Origin of the sequence: Streptomyces albicerus, assembly GCF_008905045.1 — a bacterium.
Lineage (GTDB): Bacteria > Actinomycetota > Actinomycetes > Streptomycetales > Streptomycetaceae > Streptomyces > Streptomyces albicerus.
The window spans coordinates 1-17,146 of the sequence record NZ_VWMY01000071.1 but is presented as its reverse complement, the minus strand read 5'-3'; the positions used below and the strand labels follow the sequence as shown (position 1 = coordinate 17,146).

The following is a 17,146-nucleotide window of genomic DNA, read 5'->3' as shown; positions in this document are numbered from 1 at the left end:
CCCGCCGAGAACGTCACATGCGCGATCAGAAGCAACCGCATCCGCGAACAGAAGCGCCGCATCCGCGACCGAAGGGGTGGATCCACGTGCTCGACGGCTGTACGCCCTGGCCCGAGGACCTTGCCGCGCACTACCGGGCATCCGGCTACTGGCGAGGCGAAACGTTTGACCGACTGCTGAGCGCCTGGGCCCGCGCCCACCCGCACCGCACCGCCCTCGTGCACGGCGACCGGGGGCTCACCTACGCCGGGCTGGAGTCCGCCGCCGACCGCGTGGCGCGCCGGCTGACCCGGCTCGGCATCAGCGCCGGGGACCGGGTGGTCCTCCAACTGCCGAACATCCCCGAGTTCTTCGGAGTCTTCTTCGGGCTCCAGCGGCTCGGTGCCGTGCCCGTGCTGGCGCTCCCGCTGCACCGGCGCAGCGAAATCGTCCACCTGTGCCGGCTGTCCGAGGCCGTGGCGTACGTCGTCCCGGACGTCCACCAGGGCTTCGACCACCGGGATCTGGCCGCCGAGGTGGTGAAGGAGGTCCCCGGCGTGCGGCACGTCCTGGTCGTGGGCGACCCGGGCACCCACACGCCGCTCGACGGGCCCGGCACGGAGGCGTCCCTCGCCCCTGAAGGCCCCGGCACCGACCTGCCCCCCGCTCCCGACGAGCCCGACACGGACACACCCCCCACCCCCAACGCCCCCTCGGACGTGGCCCTGCTCCTGGTCTCCGGCGGCACCACCGGGCTGCCCAAGCTGATCCCGCGCACCCACGACGACTACGCCTACAACGTCCGCGCCAGTGCCGAGCTGTGCCGCTTCGGACCGGACACCGTGTACCTCGCCGCCCTGCCCGTCGCCCACAACTTCGCGCTCGGCTGCCCCGGCGTACTCGGCGCCCTGCACGCGGGCGGCACCGCGGTACTCACCGACGAGCCCGACCCCGACGCCGCCTTCGCCCTCATCGAGCGCGAGCGCGTCACCGCCACCGCACTGGTGCCGCCCACCGCCCGCGTCTGGGCCACGGCGACCCAGTGGGACGACACGGACCTGTCCTCGCTGAGACTGCTCCAGGTCGGCGGCGCCCGACTGCTGCCGGAGCACGCCGTGCAGGTACGCGACGCCTTCGGCCCCGTACTGCAGCAGGTGTTCGGCATGGCCGAGGGCCTGCTCAACTACACCGAACCCGACGCCCCCGAGGACGTCGTCCTGCACACCCAGGGCCGCCCGCTGTCACCCGGCGACGAGATCCGCGTCGTCGACGAGGACGACCGCGACGTACCGCCCGGCACGACCGGACGGCTGCTCACCCGCGGCCCGTACACCCTGCGCGGCTACTACCGCGCCCCCGAGCACAACACCGGCGCCTTCACCGCCGACGGCCACTACCGCACCGGCGACCTGGTGCGCCGGACCCCGACCGGCCATCTGGTCGTCGAGGGCCGGGTGAAGGAGCAGATCAACCGCGGCGGGGACAAGGTCGCCGCCGCGGAGGTCGAGGAGCAGCTGATCACCCACCCCGCGATCGTGGACGCGGCCGTCGTACCCATCCCGGACGACCTGCTGGGCGAACGGACCTGCGCCTTCGTCGTCCCCGTCCCCGGCGCCACCGCGCCCGGCCGGAGCGAGGCCGCGGCCTTCCTCGGGGAGCGCGGCCTGGCCCCGTACAAGATCCCCGACCGGATCGAGGCGCTCGACGCCCTCCCGGTGACCGCCGTCGGCAAGACCGACAAGGGCGCGCTGAAGTCCCTGGCGAGGTCCCTGGCGGAGTCCCCGGCCGGACGCCCGGCCGCCGAAGGGCCCCACGGCCCGGAAGGAGCACACCGTTCATGACCACCGCACCGTGGACATCGTGGGCCGACGCCCTGCCCGACCCGGGCCCCGCGCACATCGTCGAGTCCTGCGCGGACCCCGCGGAGGCGGCGGTCCGGCTCGCCCGGAGCGGACTCGGCGGCAGCGCCGGCGAGTACGTCGTGTACGAGCGTGCCGGGACCTGGACGTACGCCGCCGGCCCCGCCGCGACCGTGACGGTGGACGCGGAGCAGGTCACCGCCCGCTGCGGCACGCGGACAGCGACGCAACCCACGTCGGCGACACCGCTGGAACAGGTCGCCGAAGCCCTCGCGCACCTCCCGCACCGCGACTGGCGCGTCCACGGCTGGGCCGCCTTCGAACTCGCCCACCTGCTGCACCCGGACACCGGAACCGTGGGCACCGAGCCCGTACTGCACCTGATGGTGCCGTCGACCGAGGTCGAACTCACCCCGGGCAAGGCCCGCATACGCACGGCCGACCACCGCCAAGTCGCGGGAATCGCCGAGGCGTTGGCCTCCGCCGTCCAGGACCCGGCCGGGGCAGCTCCCGCCGACCCGGAGGCGCTGGTGCGCTCGGACCCGGCCGCGTATCTGCGCGCCGTGGCACTCGCCGTGGACGACATACGCGCGGCCCGGCTCCACAAGGCCGTACTCTCCCGCCCCCTGCCGCTGCCCGAGGCCATGGCCCCCGACCTGACCGCCACCTACCTCGCGGGCCGCCGGGCCAACACCCCCGCCCGCTCCTTCCTCCTCGACCTGGGCGGCTGGCGGGCGGCGGGCTTCAGCCCCGAGACCGTCGTCGAGGTCGAGGCGGGCACCCGCCGCGTCTCCACCCAGCCGCTCGCCGGCACCCGCGCCCGCACCGCGGAGCGCGACGAGACCGCCCGCCTCCGCGACGACCTGCTGAGCGACCCCAAGGAGATCCACGAACACGCCATCTCCGTACGCCTCGCCGTCGAGGAACTGACACAGGTCTGCCACCCCGGCACGGTGGCCGTCGAGGAGTTCATGACGGTCCGGGAACGCGGCTCGGTGCAGCACCTCGCCTCACGCGTCGCGGGACAACTGACCGACGGACACGGCCCCTGGGACGCGCTGGCGGCCCTGTTCCCCGCGATCACCGCCACCGGCTGCCCCAAACCCGCCGCACTGCGCGCGATCAGCCGGTACGAGGACGAGCCGCGCGGCCTGTACGCGGGCGCCGTCCTCACCGCCGACGCCGACGGCTCCCTCGACGCGGCCCTCGTCCTGCGCACCGTCTTCCAACGCGACGGCCGCAGCTGGCTGCGCGCGGGCGCCGGGATCATGGGCCAGTCGACCCCGGAACGCGAATGGGAGGAGACCTGCGAGAAGCTCCGCAGCGTCGCCCCGCACCTCCGCCTCGCACCGGCCGAGCACCTCACACCGGCCGAGCCTGTGGAGCAGCGGTGACGGCGGCGACCCTGGTCCTCGTCCACGGCGGCTGGTTCACCGGCGCGTGCTGGCAGCCGGTGCTGCCCCACCTCTCCGCCGCCGTCACTCCCGACCTGCCCGGTCGCGCGTCACGCCCCGCCGAACTCGCCACACTCACCGTCAAGGACCTGGCGCGGGCGGTCGCGGACGACATCGAGGTGGCGGGGCCGGACGAAGTCGTCCTGGTCGGCCACTCGTTGGCAGGCGTCGTCATCCCCGAGGTCGCACGGCTGCTTCCACACCGGATCCGGCGTCTGGTCTTCCTCTCCGCCACGGTGCCCCGCGAGGGAACCTCGGCGCTCGACGGCTTCCCGCCCCTCATCCGCACGGCGATGCGCGGACGCCTGCGCGCCGGGGTGTCACCCCGCCCCGCGCGGGCCCTCGCCCGCTGGAGCTACTGCCGTGACCTGCCGCCGCGCACCGCCGCACACGTCCTGTCCCACCTGGTCGACGACGCGGCGGGCACGCTCCTCGAACCGGTGACGCGAGCCGGCCTGCCCGACATCCCCCGCACCTACATCCGCCTCCTGCGCGACCGGGCCCTCCGTCTGCCCGCCCAGCAGCGCCAGACAACCCACCTCGGTGGCGCCGACGTCACCGACCTGGACTGCGGACATCTGGCCATGTACGAACAGCCGGCCCGGCTGGCCGCCCTGCTCGACTCCGCTGCCGGCGTCCCGAGGTGAGTGCGTACGGGGACACGGACTTCCATATGCCTCCGCCCAGCCGTGCGCGACGGACGAAGGATCTGTCGAGCGAAGGATCTTACGAGAAGCTGACGCGGCGGCCGAACGCCTCTCGCCCCACCCGTCTCACCCGCAACTCTGGCTCTGCCCGCCACCACTTGCGGTGGCGGCGAAGCCCCTGAGGAGCCAGACGTGAGCAAGCACAACAGGCGCAGGGCGACGTCGAAGAACCGGCTGACGATCGCCGGAGCGGGAGTCCTCGCCACCGCGGCGGCCGTGACGACGGTGGCCGTCGCCTCGGCGGGGGAGGTCTCCCGCGGACGCGAAGGCCCGGCGACGACGAAGGCCGGAGCCGACCACGCGGTCTTCGTGCAGGGCAACGAACTCGACGGCAACACCATCCACGTCTTCAAGCGCGGCGACGACGGCAAGTTGACCGCCGCGGGCAACTACGCGACGGGAGGCAAGGGCGGGGACCAGGTCGACGCGCCCACCGACTCCCTCGCCTCCCAGGGCTCGCTCGTGTACGACGACCGGTCGGGGCTGCTCCTGGCGGTCAACGCGGGCAGTGGCACCGTGACCTCGTTCCGGGTCCAGGGACAGAAGCTGACGGACCGCCGGGTGGTGCGCTCCGGCGGAGACTTCCCCGCGTCGATCGCGGTGTCGGGCAAGGTCGCGTACGTCATGAACGCGGGCGGAGCAGGCAGCGTGCAGGGGTTCCGGATCACCGCCAAGGGCCTTGTGCCGCTGGGCGGTTCGCAACGCTCGCTGGGGCTGGACAACGAGAAGGTGCCGCTGTTCAGCAGCTCGCCAGGCCAGGTCGCGTTCACTCCGGGCGGCGGTGAACTCGTCGTCACCACCAAGTCGGCCAACACCATCGAGGTCTTCCCGATGCGGCGCGACGGACGCCCCGCCCACAAGCCTGTGATCAACGACTCGGCGGGCGGCGTGCCGTTCGCGATCACCTTCGACCGGTCCGGGCGGATGCTGGTGGCCGAGGCCGAGGAGTCGACGGTCAGCACGTACAAGGTGCGTCGTGACGGCACCCTCAAGGTCGCCCAGAAGCCCCTCGCGAACGGCCAGAACACGCTGTGCTGGCTGGAGCGCGCCGGCGACTTCTTCTACGGCGGCAACACCGGCAACTCCACCGTCACCGGCTACCGCACGGACCAGCGCGGCAGGCTCGCGCTCACCAACGAGGTCGGCATCGCCACTCCGCCCTCGGCCATGTCCCAGGGTGTCATCGACCTGGCGGTGACCGAGGACGAGAAGTTCGTGTACGTGCAGAACGCCGTTTCCGGTACGGTCGATGGCTTCCGCGTAGGGCGGAACGGTTCGCTCACCAAGGTGACCACGGCCACTGGCTTGCCCTCCTTCGCCGAGTCGGGCATGGAGGGCATCGCCGCGGTGTAAGGAAAGCGGCCACCGCGGCGAGGCGCCCCGAAGCCTTCCACTTCGGGGCGCCAGAACCGCCGGAGTACGGCCGGCAGTGTCGTCGTCCGGCGGCCGTCAGGGCGTACCGCTCACCTGGTCACTCCCGCAAGGGCGGTGGTCACCGGCCGCGGAGATCCTTGACACGGCGGAGCTTGCCGAGCGAGCGCTCCAGGGTCTCCGGGTCGACGATCGCCACTTCGACGGTGACGCCGACGCCGTCCTTGACGCCCTGGGCGATCGCCGTGGCGGCTGTCTCCCGCTGCTCGGGACCGGTGCTGGGGCGTGCCTCGACACGGACGACCATGTGGTCCATGTGGCCGCGCCGGCTCAACTCGATCTGGAAGTGCGGGGCGACACCGGGCGTACGCAGCACGATCTCCTCGATCTGGCTGGGGAAGACGTTCACCCCGCGCAGGATGATCATGTCGTCGCAGCGACCGGTGATCTTCTGGATCCGGCGGAAGGCCGGCCGGGCGGTGCCGGGCAGCAGCCGGGTCAGGTCGCGGGTGCGGTAGCGGATGATCGGCAGGGCCTCCTTGGTGAGCGAGGTGAAGACGACCTCGCCCTCCTCGCCCTCGGCCAGCACGGAGTCCGTGATCGGGTCGACGACCTCGGGGTAGAAATGGTCCTCCCACACGTGCAGCCCGTCCTTGGTGTCCACGCACTCCTGGGCGACGCCCGGACCGATCACCTCCGACAGGCCGTATATGTCGACGGCGTGGAGGTCCATGCGCTCCTCGATCTCGCGGCGCATCTCCTCGGTCCACGGCTCGGCACCGAAGATGCCCACCTTCAGGGAACTCGTCCGCGGATCGACCCCCTGCTTCTCGAACTCGTCGAGCAGTGTGAGCATGTAGGACGGCGTGACCATGATGATCTCGGGCTTGAAGTCCTGGATGATCTGCACCTGGCGTGCCGTCATACCGCCGGAGGCCGGGATCACCGTGCATCCGGCCCGCTCGGCCCCGTAATGCGCGCCGAGGCCGCCGGTGAACAGGCCATAGCCGTAACTGATGTGCACCTTGTGCCCCGGCCGGCCGCCCGCGGCGCGGATCGAGCGGGCGACGACGTCCGCCCACATGGAGATGTCGTTCTCCGTGTAGCCGACCACCGTGGGGCGCCCGGTGGTGCCACTGGACGCGTGGACACGCCGCACATCGGCCATCGGCACGGCGAACATGCCGAAGGGGTACGTGTCCCGCAGGTCGGCCTTCGTCGTGAAGGGGAACCGGGACAGGTCCTCCAGCGACCGGCAGTCGTCGGGCCCGACGCCGGCCTCGTCGAACTTCTTCCGGTACAGCTCCACATTGTCGTACGCGTGCCGCAACGTCGCCCGCAGACGGTCGAGTTGAAGCTCCCTCAGCTGCTCGCGCGTCAGGCGCTCGCCGTCGTCCAGCAGGTCGTGGGGGAGCGGCTCGCCCAGGCGGGATCCGGTGGCCGCGCCGGGCGTCGGTGCGGTGCTCATGGCGACTCCTTCGTCGTCGTGCCGTTGATCGTGCGGCTGCGGCCGCGAAACTCCGCGACCACCTCCTCGCCGCGCCGGACGCTCACGTCGTAGATGCCGCTGCGACCGAACCGGGTGCGTTCCTCGGCGCTCGCCACGAGTATGTCGCCCTCGTACGCCGGAGCGACGAAGGCGATGTCGGCCCCGGCCGCGACGGTCACGGGGCCGTGGCTGTTGCAGGCGCAGGCGAAAGCGGAGTCGGCGAGCAGGAAGACATAGCCGCCGTGGGCGATCCGGTGTCCGTTCACCATCGTCGCGGTCACGGTCATGCGGAGGGTGGCGGTCCCCTCGCCGTGCTCCAGCAGCTCGATGCCGAGCCGACGTGACGCTTCGTCCGCGGCGAACATCGCCTCTGTGGGCGTCGTGGTCACCGTTCTCACCACCTTGTGAACCGACCGAACATTCGGTTACCGTGCGCCACGGCCAAGTAATCCAGCATCACCACTGCGTGTCAAGGGGCGGTACGCATGCCGCGGAGCCACCCCCCTGCCGCTTCGGTCCGTCCCTGGTGAGGAGCAACTTCCATGCCTGACGAGGTCTTTCTGATCGACGGGGCCCGCACCCCGCAGGGCCGGTACGGGGGCGCGCTGGCCTCCGTACGCCCCGACGACCTGGCGGCCCTGGTCGTCGGTGAGGCCGTCCGGCGCGCCGGCATTCCGGGCGACGCCGTGGACGAGGTGATCCTCGGGGCCGCCAACCAGGCGGGTGAGGACAACCGGGACGTGGCCCGTATGGCCGTGCTGCTCGCCGGGCTCCCGCACACCGTGCCCGGCTACAGCGTCAACCGGCTGTGCGCTTCCGGGCTGACGGCGGTCGCGAGTGCCGCCCAGGCGATCCGGTCCGGTGAGGCCGAGCTGGTCGTCGCGGGCGGCGTGGAGTCGATGACGCGCGCGCCCTGGGTGATGGCCAAGCCCGGCACGCCGTGGGCCAAGCCGGGCGAGGTGCACGACACCTCGCTGGGCTGGCGGTTCACCAATCCGCGGTTCGCCTCCGCAGACCGGGCCCTGCCCGCCGGTGCCGGCCCCGAGACGGTGAAGGTCACCCTGTCGATGGGCGAGACCGCCGAGGAGGTCGCCGCGCTCGACGGCATCACCCGAGCCGACTCCGACGCCTTCGCGCTGCGCAGCCACCAGCGGGCCGTCGCCGCGCAGGAGGCCGGACACTTCGACCGCGAGATCGTGGCCGTGCCCGTCTCCGGGAAGGACGGTGAGGTGGTCCGCGACGAAGGCCCGCGTCCCGCCACGACACTGGAGAAGCTCGGCACCCTGCGGACCATCTTCCGCCAGGACGGCATCGTCACCGCCGGTTCCTCCTCGCCCCTGTCCGACGGCGCCGCCGCGCTGGTGGTGGCGAGCGGCACGGCCGTCGAGCTGTACGGGCTCACACCGCGGGCCCGGATCATCACCTCCGCCTCGGCCGGCGTACAGCCCAACCTGATGGGTCTCGGCCCGGTCCCCGCCACCGAGAAGGCCCTCGCCCGCGCGGGCTGGGGCACCGGCGACCTGGACGCGGTCGAGCTGAACGAGGCGTTCGCCGCCCAGGCGCTGGCCGTGATCCGCCGGTTGAAACTGGACGAGGAGAAGGTCAACGCCGACGGCGGCGCCATCGCCCTGGGCCACCCACTCGGCTGCTCCGGCGCCCGCATCCTGCTCACCCTGCTCGGCCGACTGGAACGCGAGGACGGGCGGCGGGGGCTGGCCACACTGTGCGTGGGGGTGGGACAGGGCGTCGCGATGGCGGTGGAGAGGGTGTGATCACTCGGACGCCATCCGGAAGCCTGCAACGCCGTCAGCGGACTTTTAATCCATTGGTTGTGGGTTCGAGTCCCGCAGGGTCTACCGACAAGGCCCAGGTCAGAGGCCATCTGACATGGGCCTTCGGTGTATTTTGGAGTCTCGGTGATCGTTGGCTCAGCCGATGTGCAGACGATCATGGGTGACTCAGTCGTGGTCGCCGTGGCTTCCACGACATCCCGTACGTAACCGGCCCGTTGTGGCGGCAGTACGGCTCCACCTTGGGCCGCATCCTCCGCTTCGCCGTTCCTGCGCGTGGACTTGCCGTGATGTGAGTGTTCGGCGACGGTCATCTTCCTTTGTCAGCGGATTCCTTTGTCAGCGGAGGGGATGCCGTTTGGCACGCCGGGCCCCTTGGACGGCGGCGAAGGCCACACCGGCCACGAGGACCACGATGCCAATGATCAGCAGATAGCCCAGGCCCTCGGCTGCCACGCCGATGATGCCCAGGATGACGGCAATGAGGACGAGCAGCAGGAAGAGCACCATGGCTCGGACACCTCCCTTGGACTGGGCACGGTTGCTCAGCGGCGTGCGAGTTGCCGTTCGCCGCCCGCGCCCGGCTGGTAGGTCATGCCGTAGTAATGGAAGATCGCTTCCTCGTGCTCGGCGGGAAGAACGTCATCCGTGCCGATCGAAGGAGCCTTTCTCACCAGGCTCTTGGCGTAGGACACCTTGAGATAGTCCGGCCCGAGGAGCACCTCATCGAGGGGGACGAAGACCAGACGGTGCCGGGTGGGCAGTCCGGTCCGGACGGTGGCCACCGCCGGTTCGTCGGTGGTGGTGTCCACGTAGACCGCTTCGAGCACGCCGATCTTGTGCCCTTTCGGATCGACGACATCCTGATCGCGCCATTCACGGATATCGGCTGCCTGGATCATGCCGCCTCCCTCCTGAGCAGGACACCGGTCCGTGTCGGCCCCACGGAATATCGCGTCCGGGTACCCGGATCGGCAGCCCTGCAACTTTCCAGTCTGCGGGCTCTCTGTCCGCGAGGCGAGTGTTGAAGCATCTCTTGTTGTCGTGCTGACGGCCAAGGCAACGACTCCGGCGTATACACGCCGGAGTCGCCCTTCCGGGCGGTTGCACGTGAGAGTGAACCAACCCGCCTTCAATATTACTACGGTCAGTGCGGCTCGGGCATGCTCGCGTGTTGCATCAATCCGTACTCTTCTTAGGCCTCCATGCGTCGAATGTCTTGGCGTAGCAACGTGACCATGACAGGCGTGTATCCCGTAACGTGGGTCGATCACGCTTACACTGCCCGCAAGATCACCAAGCGGGTTCGCTCCTGGCGACGCACCTAAGACGGTTGCCTTCAGTGGTCTCACGCTGGGCCTGCGTGACCTTCCTGTGGCACGTCTCCGTTCCGCCAGTAGTCCCTGGCTGTCTCCATGAGATTCGCCCTGTGGTGAATTTCCCCCTCGCCCGCCCGGGCAATAAATCAGCAGCTAAGGCCCATTAACTATTTCTCTGCATTTTGTGATTCGCTCGCAAATTCTGACGAAGTCACTCGAGTGAATCGTGATCCGATTCCTCTCCTGCGCAATATGCCATCGACAGAAACAGACGATTTCGTGCGACCGGGCACGCAGGCAGGCGCCATCCCCCTCACAGGAGTTGGCCCCTCGATGACGCTGCATATCCCTGACGTGCCACTGCGGCGCACCATATCGGCTTGGATCGCGGCGGTAACGGCCGTGGTGATCACCGGAAGCCTCGGAGTGCATCCGGGAACAGCCATCTCCGGATTCCCGCCCTGCCTCGTCCTTTGGGCCAGGTATTCCGCGGACGCTGTGGCGGCCCAGGCCAAGACCGACCTGACGACGGCATCCGCCAGTCGGGGGTGGGCCTCGTCAACGGCGCCTCGCCGTGCAACGTGTGCTGGCAGGTCGGCAGGTCGGCCACGCTCGGCACCAACTCCACCCTCGTGATCAACCGGGGTTCGTGTGCCGCCGGCACTATCGAGCCAGTGAGGGCCCTGTGGCCTGCACGGCGACAGCATGAGGCGGCTGTCGCCGACGATGGAGCTCCGAGTGCTCAAACGCGCAGCAGGCGCTCCGTGATCTCCCGGTAGTGCCTCAGCGCGAGCCGTAGTTCCTCTGTCTGTGTTTCGGTGTCCGGGTCCTGCCACTTTGCGCGGAGGGCTCGACGCCGTTCTGCGAGGGTGTCCGTCAGGTGGGTGGCGAGTTCGTCGAAGGCGCTGTCAGCCTCTTCCACCGCTTGGCGTGGGCTGTCGACGAAGGTGTTGAGGGCCTGTTGGAGACGCAGGGTGACCTTGTCACGTTCGCCTTGCGGGAGCAGCTTCGAGCCCGGCCGGCGACCGGCGCCGTCGGTGCTGGTGCCGGGCTCGCGCGGTGCGTGAGCAGAGTCGGTGGGAGGTGTCTGCGGGGCGCGCCGCATCGCGGGAACCGGGCTCCCGGCCTGGGGCTGCCGTGCGTGTTCGGCGTTGTGCGACATCAGGTGCTGCTTCCCTTCGCGTGGCGTCGGGTCAGTGGCCACGGCGCGTGTCCTTGGCCGTCGGGGGTATGCGAGCGGCGCCGGTCCGGGGCAGCCGGTTGTTCGATGACCAGTGCCTCGAAGAGGCTTCGGGCTTCGACCATGGCCTCCCGCATTTCCTCGGTGCCGCTCTGGTCGCGGGCTGCCGTGTGCATGCTGCGGTAGCCCTGGACGAACTGGGCGTGGTGGACGGAGAGGGCCGCCAGCTGCTCATCGAACTCCTCGCCGTCAGGGAAACCGCGGTCCCTGGCCAGGTGTGCAAGGAGGGCGTCCGCCTCGGCGACGGCCTTCTGCGGTGATTCGACGAACTGCTCCTGGGCGGCGGCCCATTGAGTCAGGTAGTGCTCGCGGGCCTCGGGCGACAGCGGCTGCTTCCTGAGGGAGCCGTGCTGCTGCACGCGCTCACCGAGTTCCCGCTCGGCCTCCCTGATGTCGCCGTCATGGCGGGCTACGGCACGGTCGTACTCCGGGCCGAAGCGCCTCTTCAGCCCGCGGCCGCCGTTGCCCCGGGCCCTTCCGCGTCCGAGGTAGAGGAGGGTGGCCAAGCCAATGACGATCACAGCGATGATCACGACGGTGAACATGGCTGCCTTCTTTGGCTCTTGGTTCGCAGATAGGTCTGCATCATTGCCGTCAGTTCCCGTCGGCTGATTGAGTGTTGAGGGCTGCCGGGTGGTGGCCGCCTGACGTGGCCACCACCCGGGCGCATGTGGTCAGGTCAGCGCCTGAAGGCGTGCTTGACCTTGGAGGCGGCCTGCTTCAGGTTTCCGGAGACCCGATCGGTCCTGCCTTCGCGCTGCAGTCGTTTGTTGCGGGTGGTCCGGCCGACACGTTCGGTAATCCGGCCCTTGAATTCCTGTGTCTTGTGCTTGATCGTCTGCCCGACGCTCATGGTCGGCCTCCTACGTGTCTGCTGAGTGGGGCCCCGCGCGTGATCGTCGTACCGGCCGCCGTTCCCGCGGGCGGGATCGGGCCCCGGTGTGGATTACCGGCGGCCGTACCGACGCCTGCCACCGCCGCGCCCGCGCCTTGCGAAGCCGACGATCCAGACGACCAGCAGTACGGCGGCGACCCACCAAAGGGTCTGCATGGTGAAGCCGAATCCGAACACCACGAGGATCAGCAGTAGGAGAAGAATCCAAACAAGCATGGCCGAGCCTCCACGCGGTCACAGGGACAGTTCCTGCGTTCCGCGGGGTCAGGGCGAAGCGGAAGGTGGAAGGCCTCGCCCGGAGGTTTCCGGAGCGGTGTAGCCCCACGCCTGCTGTCAGTCAACGCCTGGCAACCTCCCTTGTCAACGTAGCGTCGACACTGAGGAGTTCTGGGAGCTGGGCAGGGGCCGCTGGGGTAAACGGAGCCTCGACGGGGGCTTCGGCCGGCTCGGTGGGCGGCGACGGCAGGACGTGGTCCTCCCACCGGGACAGGCCCATCACAGTGGCGAGCAGGACGAAGACGATGGGCGCGTGCGGGAACGGCCACGCTCGTGACGCGGCGGATTCCGGCACCGATGCGCACGGTGCGCCCCCTGGGGAGCGCGATGGCGGTGCGACGCTGCCGGGGGCCGGGGCGGCACGACGCACGCTAGCCCTCCCCGCATTTCCCGGATAGGTGACAAGCAGCCATCTGTGCCGGACAGGACGCACTGATGTGGCACGGTATCCGGAATCTTTGGGCAGGACTACGCTGTGGGGTGAGGCCCCAGTCCCCGGTATCGATGCTGTACCCAGCTCCCGGGGAGGCCCGCCGTGTTCGTCCTGCTAATCATCCTCATCATGGTCTTGTTCGGTTTCGGTTTCTTCGATCCCATCTGGTGGGTGGCCGCGGCGGTGTTGGTCCTGTGCGCCACCCGCTACGGTCGCGATCGTGGCGGGGGCGGGGGCCGTAGCGGCAGGTCCGATCTCGGGGACTACCGGGACTACCAGGAGCGCCGGGATCGTCAGGACCGCTGGGACCGTCGCTACAGCCGTCGGGACCGAGCGCGCTGGAGGCGCGAGGACCGTCGGGACCGCGAACACCGCAGGTGACCCGTGCAGCGGCCCAGCAGCCAGGGAATTCGGAACGGCTTCAGCCAGGCCGGACACGTCGAGAGCCCGGAGAGGTACATGCCATGCAACGCACAAGCGTGATCCAAGAAGAGTGGGGGGGTCCGAAGGCCGAGGTCTCGCGGGGGGACGCGCCGGTCGGGCAGGATGTCGTCGCGCTGCTCGCCGAGAACGATCAGCTGCGTCGGGCGCTGTCCGGCCGTGTGGTGATCGACCAGGCCTGCGGCATGGTGATGGCCCTGACCCCCTGCCGCCGTGGGGCGGCCAGGAACCTGCTGGTGGATGTCTCACGGCAGTGCGATCTCAAACTCCGGGAAGTGGCCGCGTATCTGGTCGCCACCTCGGAGGGTGAGCAGCTCCCGGGGCAGATCCAGCGTGCGCTGCGTCGCGCGCTGCGGCGGCTTCATACGGCAGACCTGCGATGAGGTTCATGCCGACCAGGCAAGTCCTTCGGTAGGGAGAGGTCATGATTCACGCAGCCGATGTCCGGGAATGGCGCGACCTCGACGTCGTCGATACCGAGTCCCACAAGATCGGTGTCCTCGAAGCGGTGTATGTGGACACCACCACCGATGAGCCGGCCATGGCGACGGTGCGGACCGGTCTTCCCACCCGGCACCGTCTGGTGTTCGTCCCTCTTGAGGACGCGATCGCCGGGCCGGGCTATCTCAAGGTCGCCTATGTCAAGACGCTGGTGAAGCAGGCCCCTTCGATCGGCACCGACGACGTGCTGCCCGCCGACCAGGAGGAGGCGATCTTCAAGCACTACGGCCTGCCCTACAAGCCCGGTGCAGCCGGTGAGAGGCAACTGGCGCGCCGCTGACCGCCGATGGGCACGACGACTGTGTTGTGAGGACTGTGTTGTGAGGACTGCTGAGGTACGCACCATGCACCAGGTGACCGCGCCCCGTGAAGAACGGCCGTTGCTCACGGCTGTGGCTTCGACAGGCGATGCGGCTCTGCTGGCCGAGGTCGTCGAACTGCGTGCCAAGAACGAGCAGTTGGGGCGGGCGCTGGCCACCCGCCCGGTGATCGACCAGGCGCGCGGCATGGTGATGGCCCTGGCGCCGTGTTCCAGCGCGAGGGCATGGGATCTGCTGGTGGGCGTGTCGCAGCACTGCAACATCAAGCTCCGGGACGTGGCTGCGGCTCTGGTCGCCACGACGAAGGACGAGACGCTCCCGGAACCGATACAGCGGGAGCTTCGCCGGGCGCTGCGGCGCCTTCATGCGACGGACCGGGAGTGACGGAGTGCCCCCCAGCGGACGGCACCGGGAGCTGTGAGCTCAACTCTCCGGTGCCTTCGTCCGGGCCGGCCGTCGGACGCCCCTGCTGTGTAGCCCACCCCGGGGATCTCAAACGTTCCCGTTCCACGCGGAGCATGCGCAGCGCGGACAGCCGCAGTTCGAGTTCGTCCATCACCAACGCGACCAGGTCGGCCAGGGCGGTGGCCTGATCCTGTGTGATCCGGTGCGGGGCGGCTATTCGGGCCGTTGGGTCTGGTCGTTGTGGGCGAGGCCGTCCGGATGTTCCGCCGTGCGCTCGCCAAGAGGAAGAACGAGTACCCGTAAGGCCGTTGGGCCGGAAAGTCGATGGATCTGCCCCGCCTGCTGCCAGCCCCAGTTCTTGAAGGCGGCACAGGCTGAACGGTCGGACTGATCCACCAAGGTGACGCCGAGCGAAGCCTGGTGATCGGCGAGCAGGCGCTCCTGGAGTCGGCGGGCGAGCCCGTGGGCGTGTTTGTGCGGATGGACGAGGGTTTCGAGGATCGCGAAGACATGTCCGGACGCGGTCAGTTGCTCAAGGTTCTGCGGCATCGGTCCGTCGAACCCCTGCCACCAGGAGCCGTCGCGCGGCACGGGGAATCCGAAGACACACCCGGCCAGGGACTGCGCCTCGGCGACCAGCATGTCGAATCCCGGCAGCTGTACGTCGTTTGCCAGGCGGTGCAGGAACTTCTGCCGGTCGTGGAACTCCTCACCGGGAGCGGCTGCGGAAGACTCCACGTACAGATCCGCCAGGTCCTCCCGCAGGCCCTCGGCCTGCCAGCGGTTCAGCCTGCGCAGACGCACCGTGTCCATCGCGGACGGCTCAGAGCCTTCGAGTTCGTGTGGTTGCCGTGGAGCGGGCATGACGCGCCTCGGTTCAGGGGCCGGAAGATGTACGGGACTGCCATCGTGGCCGATGGGCGGTGCGGCGCCTGGGTCTGGGACGTCTGTTCAGCAGCATAGCCCCGGATCGGCGCCGCGTCGGGGCCCGTTGGCGGCGCGGGGCCACTGTGGCGCCGGCAGATGGACGGTGAGTGCGCCGACCAGCTTGTCGAAGACGGGGTGGGACGCGGCGACGAGCCAAGGTACGGGCGAAGGGATGACTGCCGTCGACAGCCCGCACGCGGGGCCGGGTGTCGACGGCCGCGTCGTTTGCCCGCGCGCTCCCCCGTGAGCGGCCGCAGTTGTGTTGCGGAGAGCTGTTTGAGAGCGGGCTGTCCGGGAACCCGCCTCGTGTGCTTCAGACCAGAGGCACGCCCGTGGGAGCAGCTTTCGCTGCTCCCCTGTGCGCTGCGGTCTGTCGGCTCCCACGGTGAGTGACGCCACCGATCAGGGAGACACGTGCCCATGCCGGACCAACGCACACAGAGCCCACGAAGCACACGCCCCCACGACGACGCGCCGGACACCGACGCCGCGTTCCGCCGTATGGCTGCCCTACCGGGCGGCCCGGAGAGGTCCGCGCTGCGGCAGGAGGTGGTGTGCGCCTGGATGCCGATGGCCGTACGGCTCGCCCGGCGCTTCCGCCATCGTGGTGAGACCTTCGAGGACCTCGAGCAGGTTGCCCAACTGGGCCTGGTCAAGGCGGTAGCCCGCTTCGACCCCAGTCGCGGCACCGCCTTTCCGAGCTTTGCCATACCGACGATCCTCGGCGAGGTGAAGCGGCACTTCCGTGACGAACTCTGGGTCGTGCATGTGCCGCGGCGCGTACAGGAGCTGCGCCGTCAGGTCCGCTCCGCCGACCATGAGCTGTGCTCTTCGCTGGGCGGCCGCATCCCCGCAGTCCACGAGATCGCCGCACACGCCGGCCTGACCGAGGCCGAGGTACGGCTGGGTCAGGGGGCGCTGGAGAGCTTCGCCGCCCGGTCCTTGGACTCCGTGCCCGGCCACTCCGAGGACAGCCAGCCCCTGACCGACACCCTCGGCGACGTGGAGCCCGGCTTCGACCTGATCGTCAACCGCGAGGCGCTCCGCCCCTTGCTGCGGGCACTGCCCGAACGCGAACGGCAGATCTTGTACATGAGGTTCTTCTGCGAGATGACGCAGGCCCGCATCGGCCTACAGCTCGGTGTCTCCCAGATGCACGTCTCCCGTCTGATCACCCGCACCTGCGCACGCCTGCGCGACCAGGTGATGGCCGACGCCCACGATCTGAGGAGGGCATCGTGACCAGGCCTCGGGTGCACGGGTGGCGATCCAAGCGATCGCTTTCGCGTTCTGGACGCTGTCAGACGCACAGACCGGGGAGACGTTCGGAGCCGTCGATGAAGGCGCGGGCCACGTCGGACAGGCGTCGGTTGTGGGCGCGGGCGTAGCCACGCAGTGCGGTGAAGGCCTGTTCCATGTCGATGCCCTGGCGTTCGGCGAGTTTCCCCTTGGCCTGCTCGATCAGTACCCGGCTGTTCAACGCTGTCTGCAGTTGTTCGTTGAGCACGGTGCTGCGGTGGGTGGTGCGTTGTTGCAGGAGGCTGATGGTGGCGACGTCGGCCAGGGCCTGGGCGATGAGGGTGGCGGCCGGGTCGAAGGGGCCGGGGGTGGCGTGGAAGAGGTTCAGGGCGCCGACGACCTCGTCGCGCAGCCGCATGGGCAGGGCCTGGACCGCGCCGAAGCCGCTGCGGTGGGCCGCTGTGGCGAAGTGCGGCCAGCGGTCGACCTCGCGGGTCAGGT

The 17,146-nt window shown here is 69.7% G+C and carries 20 protein-coding genes; 10 read left to right on the top strand and 10 right to left on the bottom strand.

Annotated features, from left to right (window positions below; genetic code table 11):
* Positions 1-86: 86 nt before the first annotated feature.
* The 4 genes from GAS53_RS43980 (at position 87) to GAS53_RS43965 (ending at position 5,352) form a co-directional block, all read left to right on the top strand.
* Complete coding sequence (locus GAS53_RS43980; RefSeq protein WP_225859468.1) at positions 87-1,820, top strand: (2,3-dihydroxybenzoyl)adenylate synthase; 1,734 nt, start codon at positions 87-89, stop codon at positions 1,818-1,820.
* Positions 1,817-3,232, top strand: a complete 1,416-nt coding sequence (locus GAS53_RS43975; protein ID WP_151483387.1) for a salicylate synthase — start codon at positions 1,817-1,819, stop codon at positions 3,230-3,232. Before GAS53_RS43980 ends, GAS53_RS43975 begins: the two co-directional genes overlap by 4 nt.
* Positions 3,229-3,939, top strand: a complete 711-nt coding sequence (locus GAS53_RS43970; protein WP_192583548.1) for an alpha/beta fold hydrolase — start codon at positions 3,229-3,231, stop codon at positions 3,937-3,939. Before GAS53_RS43975 ends, GAS53_RS43970 begins: the two co-directional genes overlap by 4 nt.
* A gap of 192 nt (positions 3,940-4,131) precedes the next feature.
* A complete protein-coding gene (locus GAS53_RS43965; protein ID WP_225859467.1) occupies positions 4,132-5,352 on the top strand; it encodes a lactonase family protein in 1,221 nt (406 codons plus the stop codon).
* Between the two features lie 139 nt (positions 5,353-5,491).
* Here the strand turns inward: GAS53_RS43965 and paaK are convergent, their stop codons facing one another.
* Together paaK and paaI are read right to left on the bottom strand one after the other, a co-directional pair.
* Positions 5,492-6,838 carry a phenylacetate--CoA ligase PaaK gene (gene paaK / locus GAS53_RS43960; RefSeq protein ID WP_151483385.1) on the bottom strand — a complete coding sequence of 449 codons (1,347 nt, stop codon included), beginning with the start codon at positions 6,836-6,838 and terminating at the stop codon, positions 5,492-5,494.
* Positions 6,835-7,224: a hydroxyphenylacetyl-CoA thioesterase PaaI gene (gene paaI, locus GAS53_RS43955; protein WP_151483403.1), complete on the bottom strand. Its 390-nt coding sequence runs from the start codon at positions 7,222-7,224 to the stop codon at positions 6,835-6,837. The genes paaK and paaI overlap by 4 nt, the downstream gene beginning before the upstream one ends.
* Before the next feature lie 177 nt (positions 7,225-7,401).
* Here paaI and GAS53_RS43950 point away from each other — a divergent pair, with 177 nt between their 5' ends.
* Entirely contained in the window at positions 7,402-8,631 is a 1,230-nt protein-coding gene (locus GAS53_RS43950) for a thiolase family protein (RefSeq protein ID WP_151483384.1), read from the top strand.
* Between the two features lie 357 nt (positions 8,632-8,988).
* On the opposite strand, the gene GAS53_RS55645 is transcribed toward GAS53_RS43950, so the two are convergent.
* Both GAS53_RS55645 and GAS53_RS43945 read right to left on the bottom strand, forming a co-directional pair.
* Entirely contained in the window at positions 8,989-9,159 is a 171-nt protein-coding gene (locus GAS53_RS55645; RefSeq protein WP_192583547.1) for a hypothetical protein, read from the bottom strand.
* A gap of 35 nt (positions 9,160-9,194) precedes the next feature.
* The gene (locus GAS53_RS43945; protein ID WP_151483383.1) at positions 9,195-9,551 is read right to left on the bottom strand and encodes a PRC-barrel domain-containing protein; all 357 of its coding nucleotides are present in this window, start codon (positions 9,549-9,551) and stop codon (positions 9,195-9,197) included.
* 965 nt (positions 9,552-10,516) lie between these two features.
* Between GAS53_RS43945 and GAS53_RS58145 the strand changes: the two genes are divergently transcribed.
* The gene (locus GAS53_RS58145; RefSeq protein ID WP_318723705.1) at positions 10,517-10,747 is read left to right on the top strand and encodes an ice-binding family protein; all 231 of its coding nucleotides are present in this window, start codon (positions 10,517-10,519) and stop codon (positions 10,745-10,747) included.
* Here the strand turns inward: GAS53_RS58145 and GAS53_RS43935 are convergent.
* From GAS53_RS43935 to GAS53_RS43920, 4 genes are all read right to left on the bottom strand, one after another.
* Complete coding sequence (locus GAS53_RS43935; protein WP_151483382.1) at positions 10,711-11,130, bottom strand: PB1 domain-containing protein; 420 nt, start codon at positions 11,128-11,130, stop codon at positions 10,711-10,713. The two genes, GAS53_RS58145 and GAS53_RS43935, sit on opposite strands and share 37 nt — an antisense overlap.
* Positions 11,130-11,753, bottom strand: a complete 624-nt coding sequence (locus GAS53_RS43930) for a hypothetical protein (protein ID WP_151483381.1) — start codon at positions 11,751-11,753, stop codon at positions 11,130-11,132. Before GAS53_RS43930 ends, GAS53_RS43935 begins: the two co-directional genes overlap by 1 nt.
* 134 nt (positions 11,754-11,887) lie before the next feature.
* Positions 11,888-12,061 (bottom strand): CsbD family protein, encoded by a 174-nt coding sequence (locus GAS53_RS43925; protein ID WP_151483380.1) that lies wholly within the window; start codon positions 12,059-12,061, stop codon positions 11,888-11,890.
* Between the two features lie 93 nt (positions 12,062-12,154).
* Positions 12,155-12,319 (bottom strand): hydrophobic protein, encoded by a 165-nt coding sequence (locus GAS53_RS43920; RefSeq protein ID WP_151483379.1) that lies wholly within the window; start codon positions 12,317-12,319, stop codon positions 12,155-12,157.
* Positions 12,320-13,276: 957 nt separating this feature from the next.
* Here GAS53_RS43920 and GAS53_RS43905 point away from each other — a divergent pair.
* Genes GAS53_RS43905 through GAS53_RS43895 form a run of 3 tightly spaced genes read left to right on the top strand, consistent with a single transcriptional unit; the run spans position 13,277 to position 14,458 of the window.
* Complete coding sequence (locus tag GAS53_RS43905) at positions 13,277-13,636, top strand: ANTAR domain-containing protein (RefSeq protein WP_151483376.1); 360 nt, start codon at positions 13,277-13,279, stop codon at positions 13,634-13,636.
* 41 nt (positions 13,637-13,677) lie between these two features.
* Positions 13,678-14,034: a PRC-barrel domain-containing protein gene (locus tag GAS53_RS43900; protein ID WP_151483375.1), complete on the top strand. Its 357-nt coding sequence runs from the start codon at positions 13,678-13,680 to the stop codon at positions 14,032-14,034.
* 40 nt (positions 14,035-14,074) lie between these two features.
* Positions 14,075-14,458 carry an ANTAR domain-containing protein gene (locus GAS53_RS43895; RefSeq protein WP_225859466.1) on the top strand — a complete coding sequence of 128 codons (384 nt, stop codon included), beginning with the start codon at positions 14,075-14,077 and terminating at the stop codon, positions 14,456-14,458.
* Between the two features lie 234 nt (positions 14,459-14,692).
* Here the strand turns inward: GAS53_RS43895 and GAS53_RS43890 are convergent, their stop codons facing one another.
* Complete coding sequence (locus tag GAS53_RS43890; protein WP_225859465.1) at positions 14,693-15,292, bottom strand: hypothetical protein; 600 nt, start codon at positions 15,290-15,292, stop codon at positions 14,693-14,695.
* A 534-nt stretch (positions 15,293-15,826) separates the two neighbouring features.
* On the opposite strand from GAS53_RS43890, the gene GAS53_RS43885 reads away from it, so the two are divergent.
* Positions 15,827-16,648 carry a SigB/SigF/SigG family RNA polymerase sigma factor gene (locus tag GAS53_RS43885; protein ID WP_151483373.1) on the top strand — a complete coding sequence of 274 codons (822 nt, stop codon included), beginning with the start codon at positions 15,827-15,829 and terminating at the stop codon, positions 16,646-16,648.
* Positions 16,649-16,706: 58 nt separating this feature from the next.
* Here the strand turns inward: GAS53_RS43885 and GAS53_RS43880 are convergent.
* Positions 16,707-17,146, bottom strand: a 440-nt coding sequence (locus tag GAS53_RS43880) for an ANTAR domain-containing response regulator (protein ID WP_151483372.1), incomplete at its 5' end; no start/stop codon positions are given.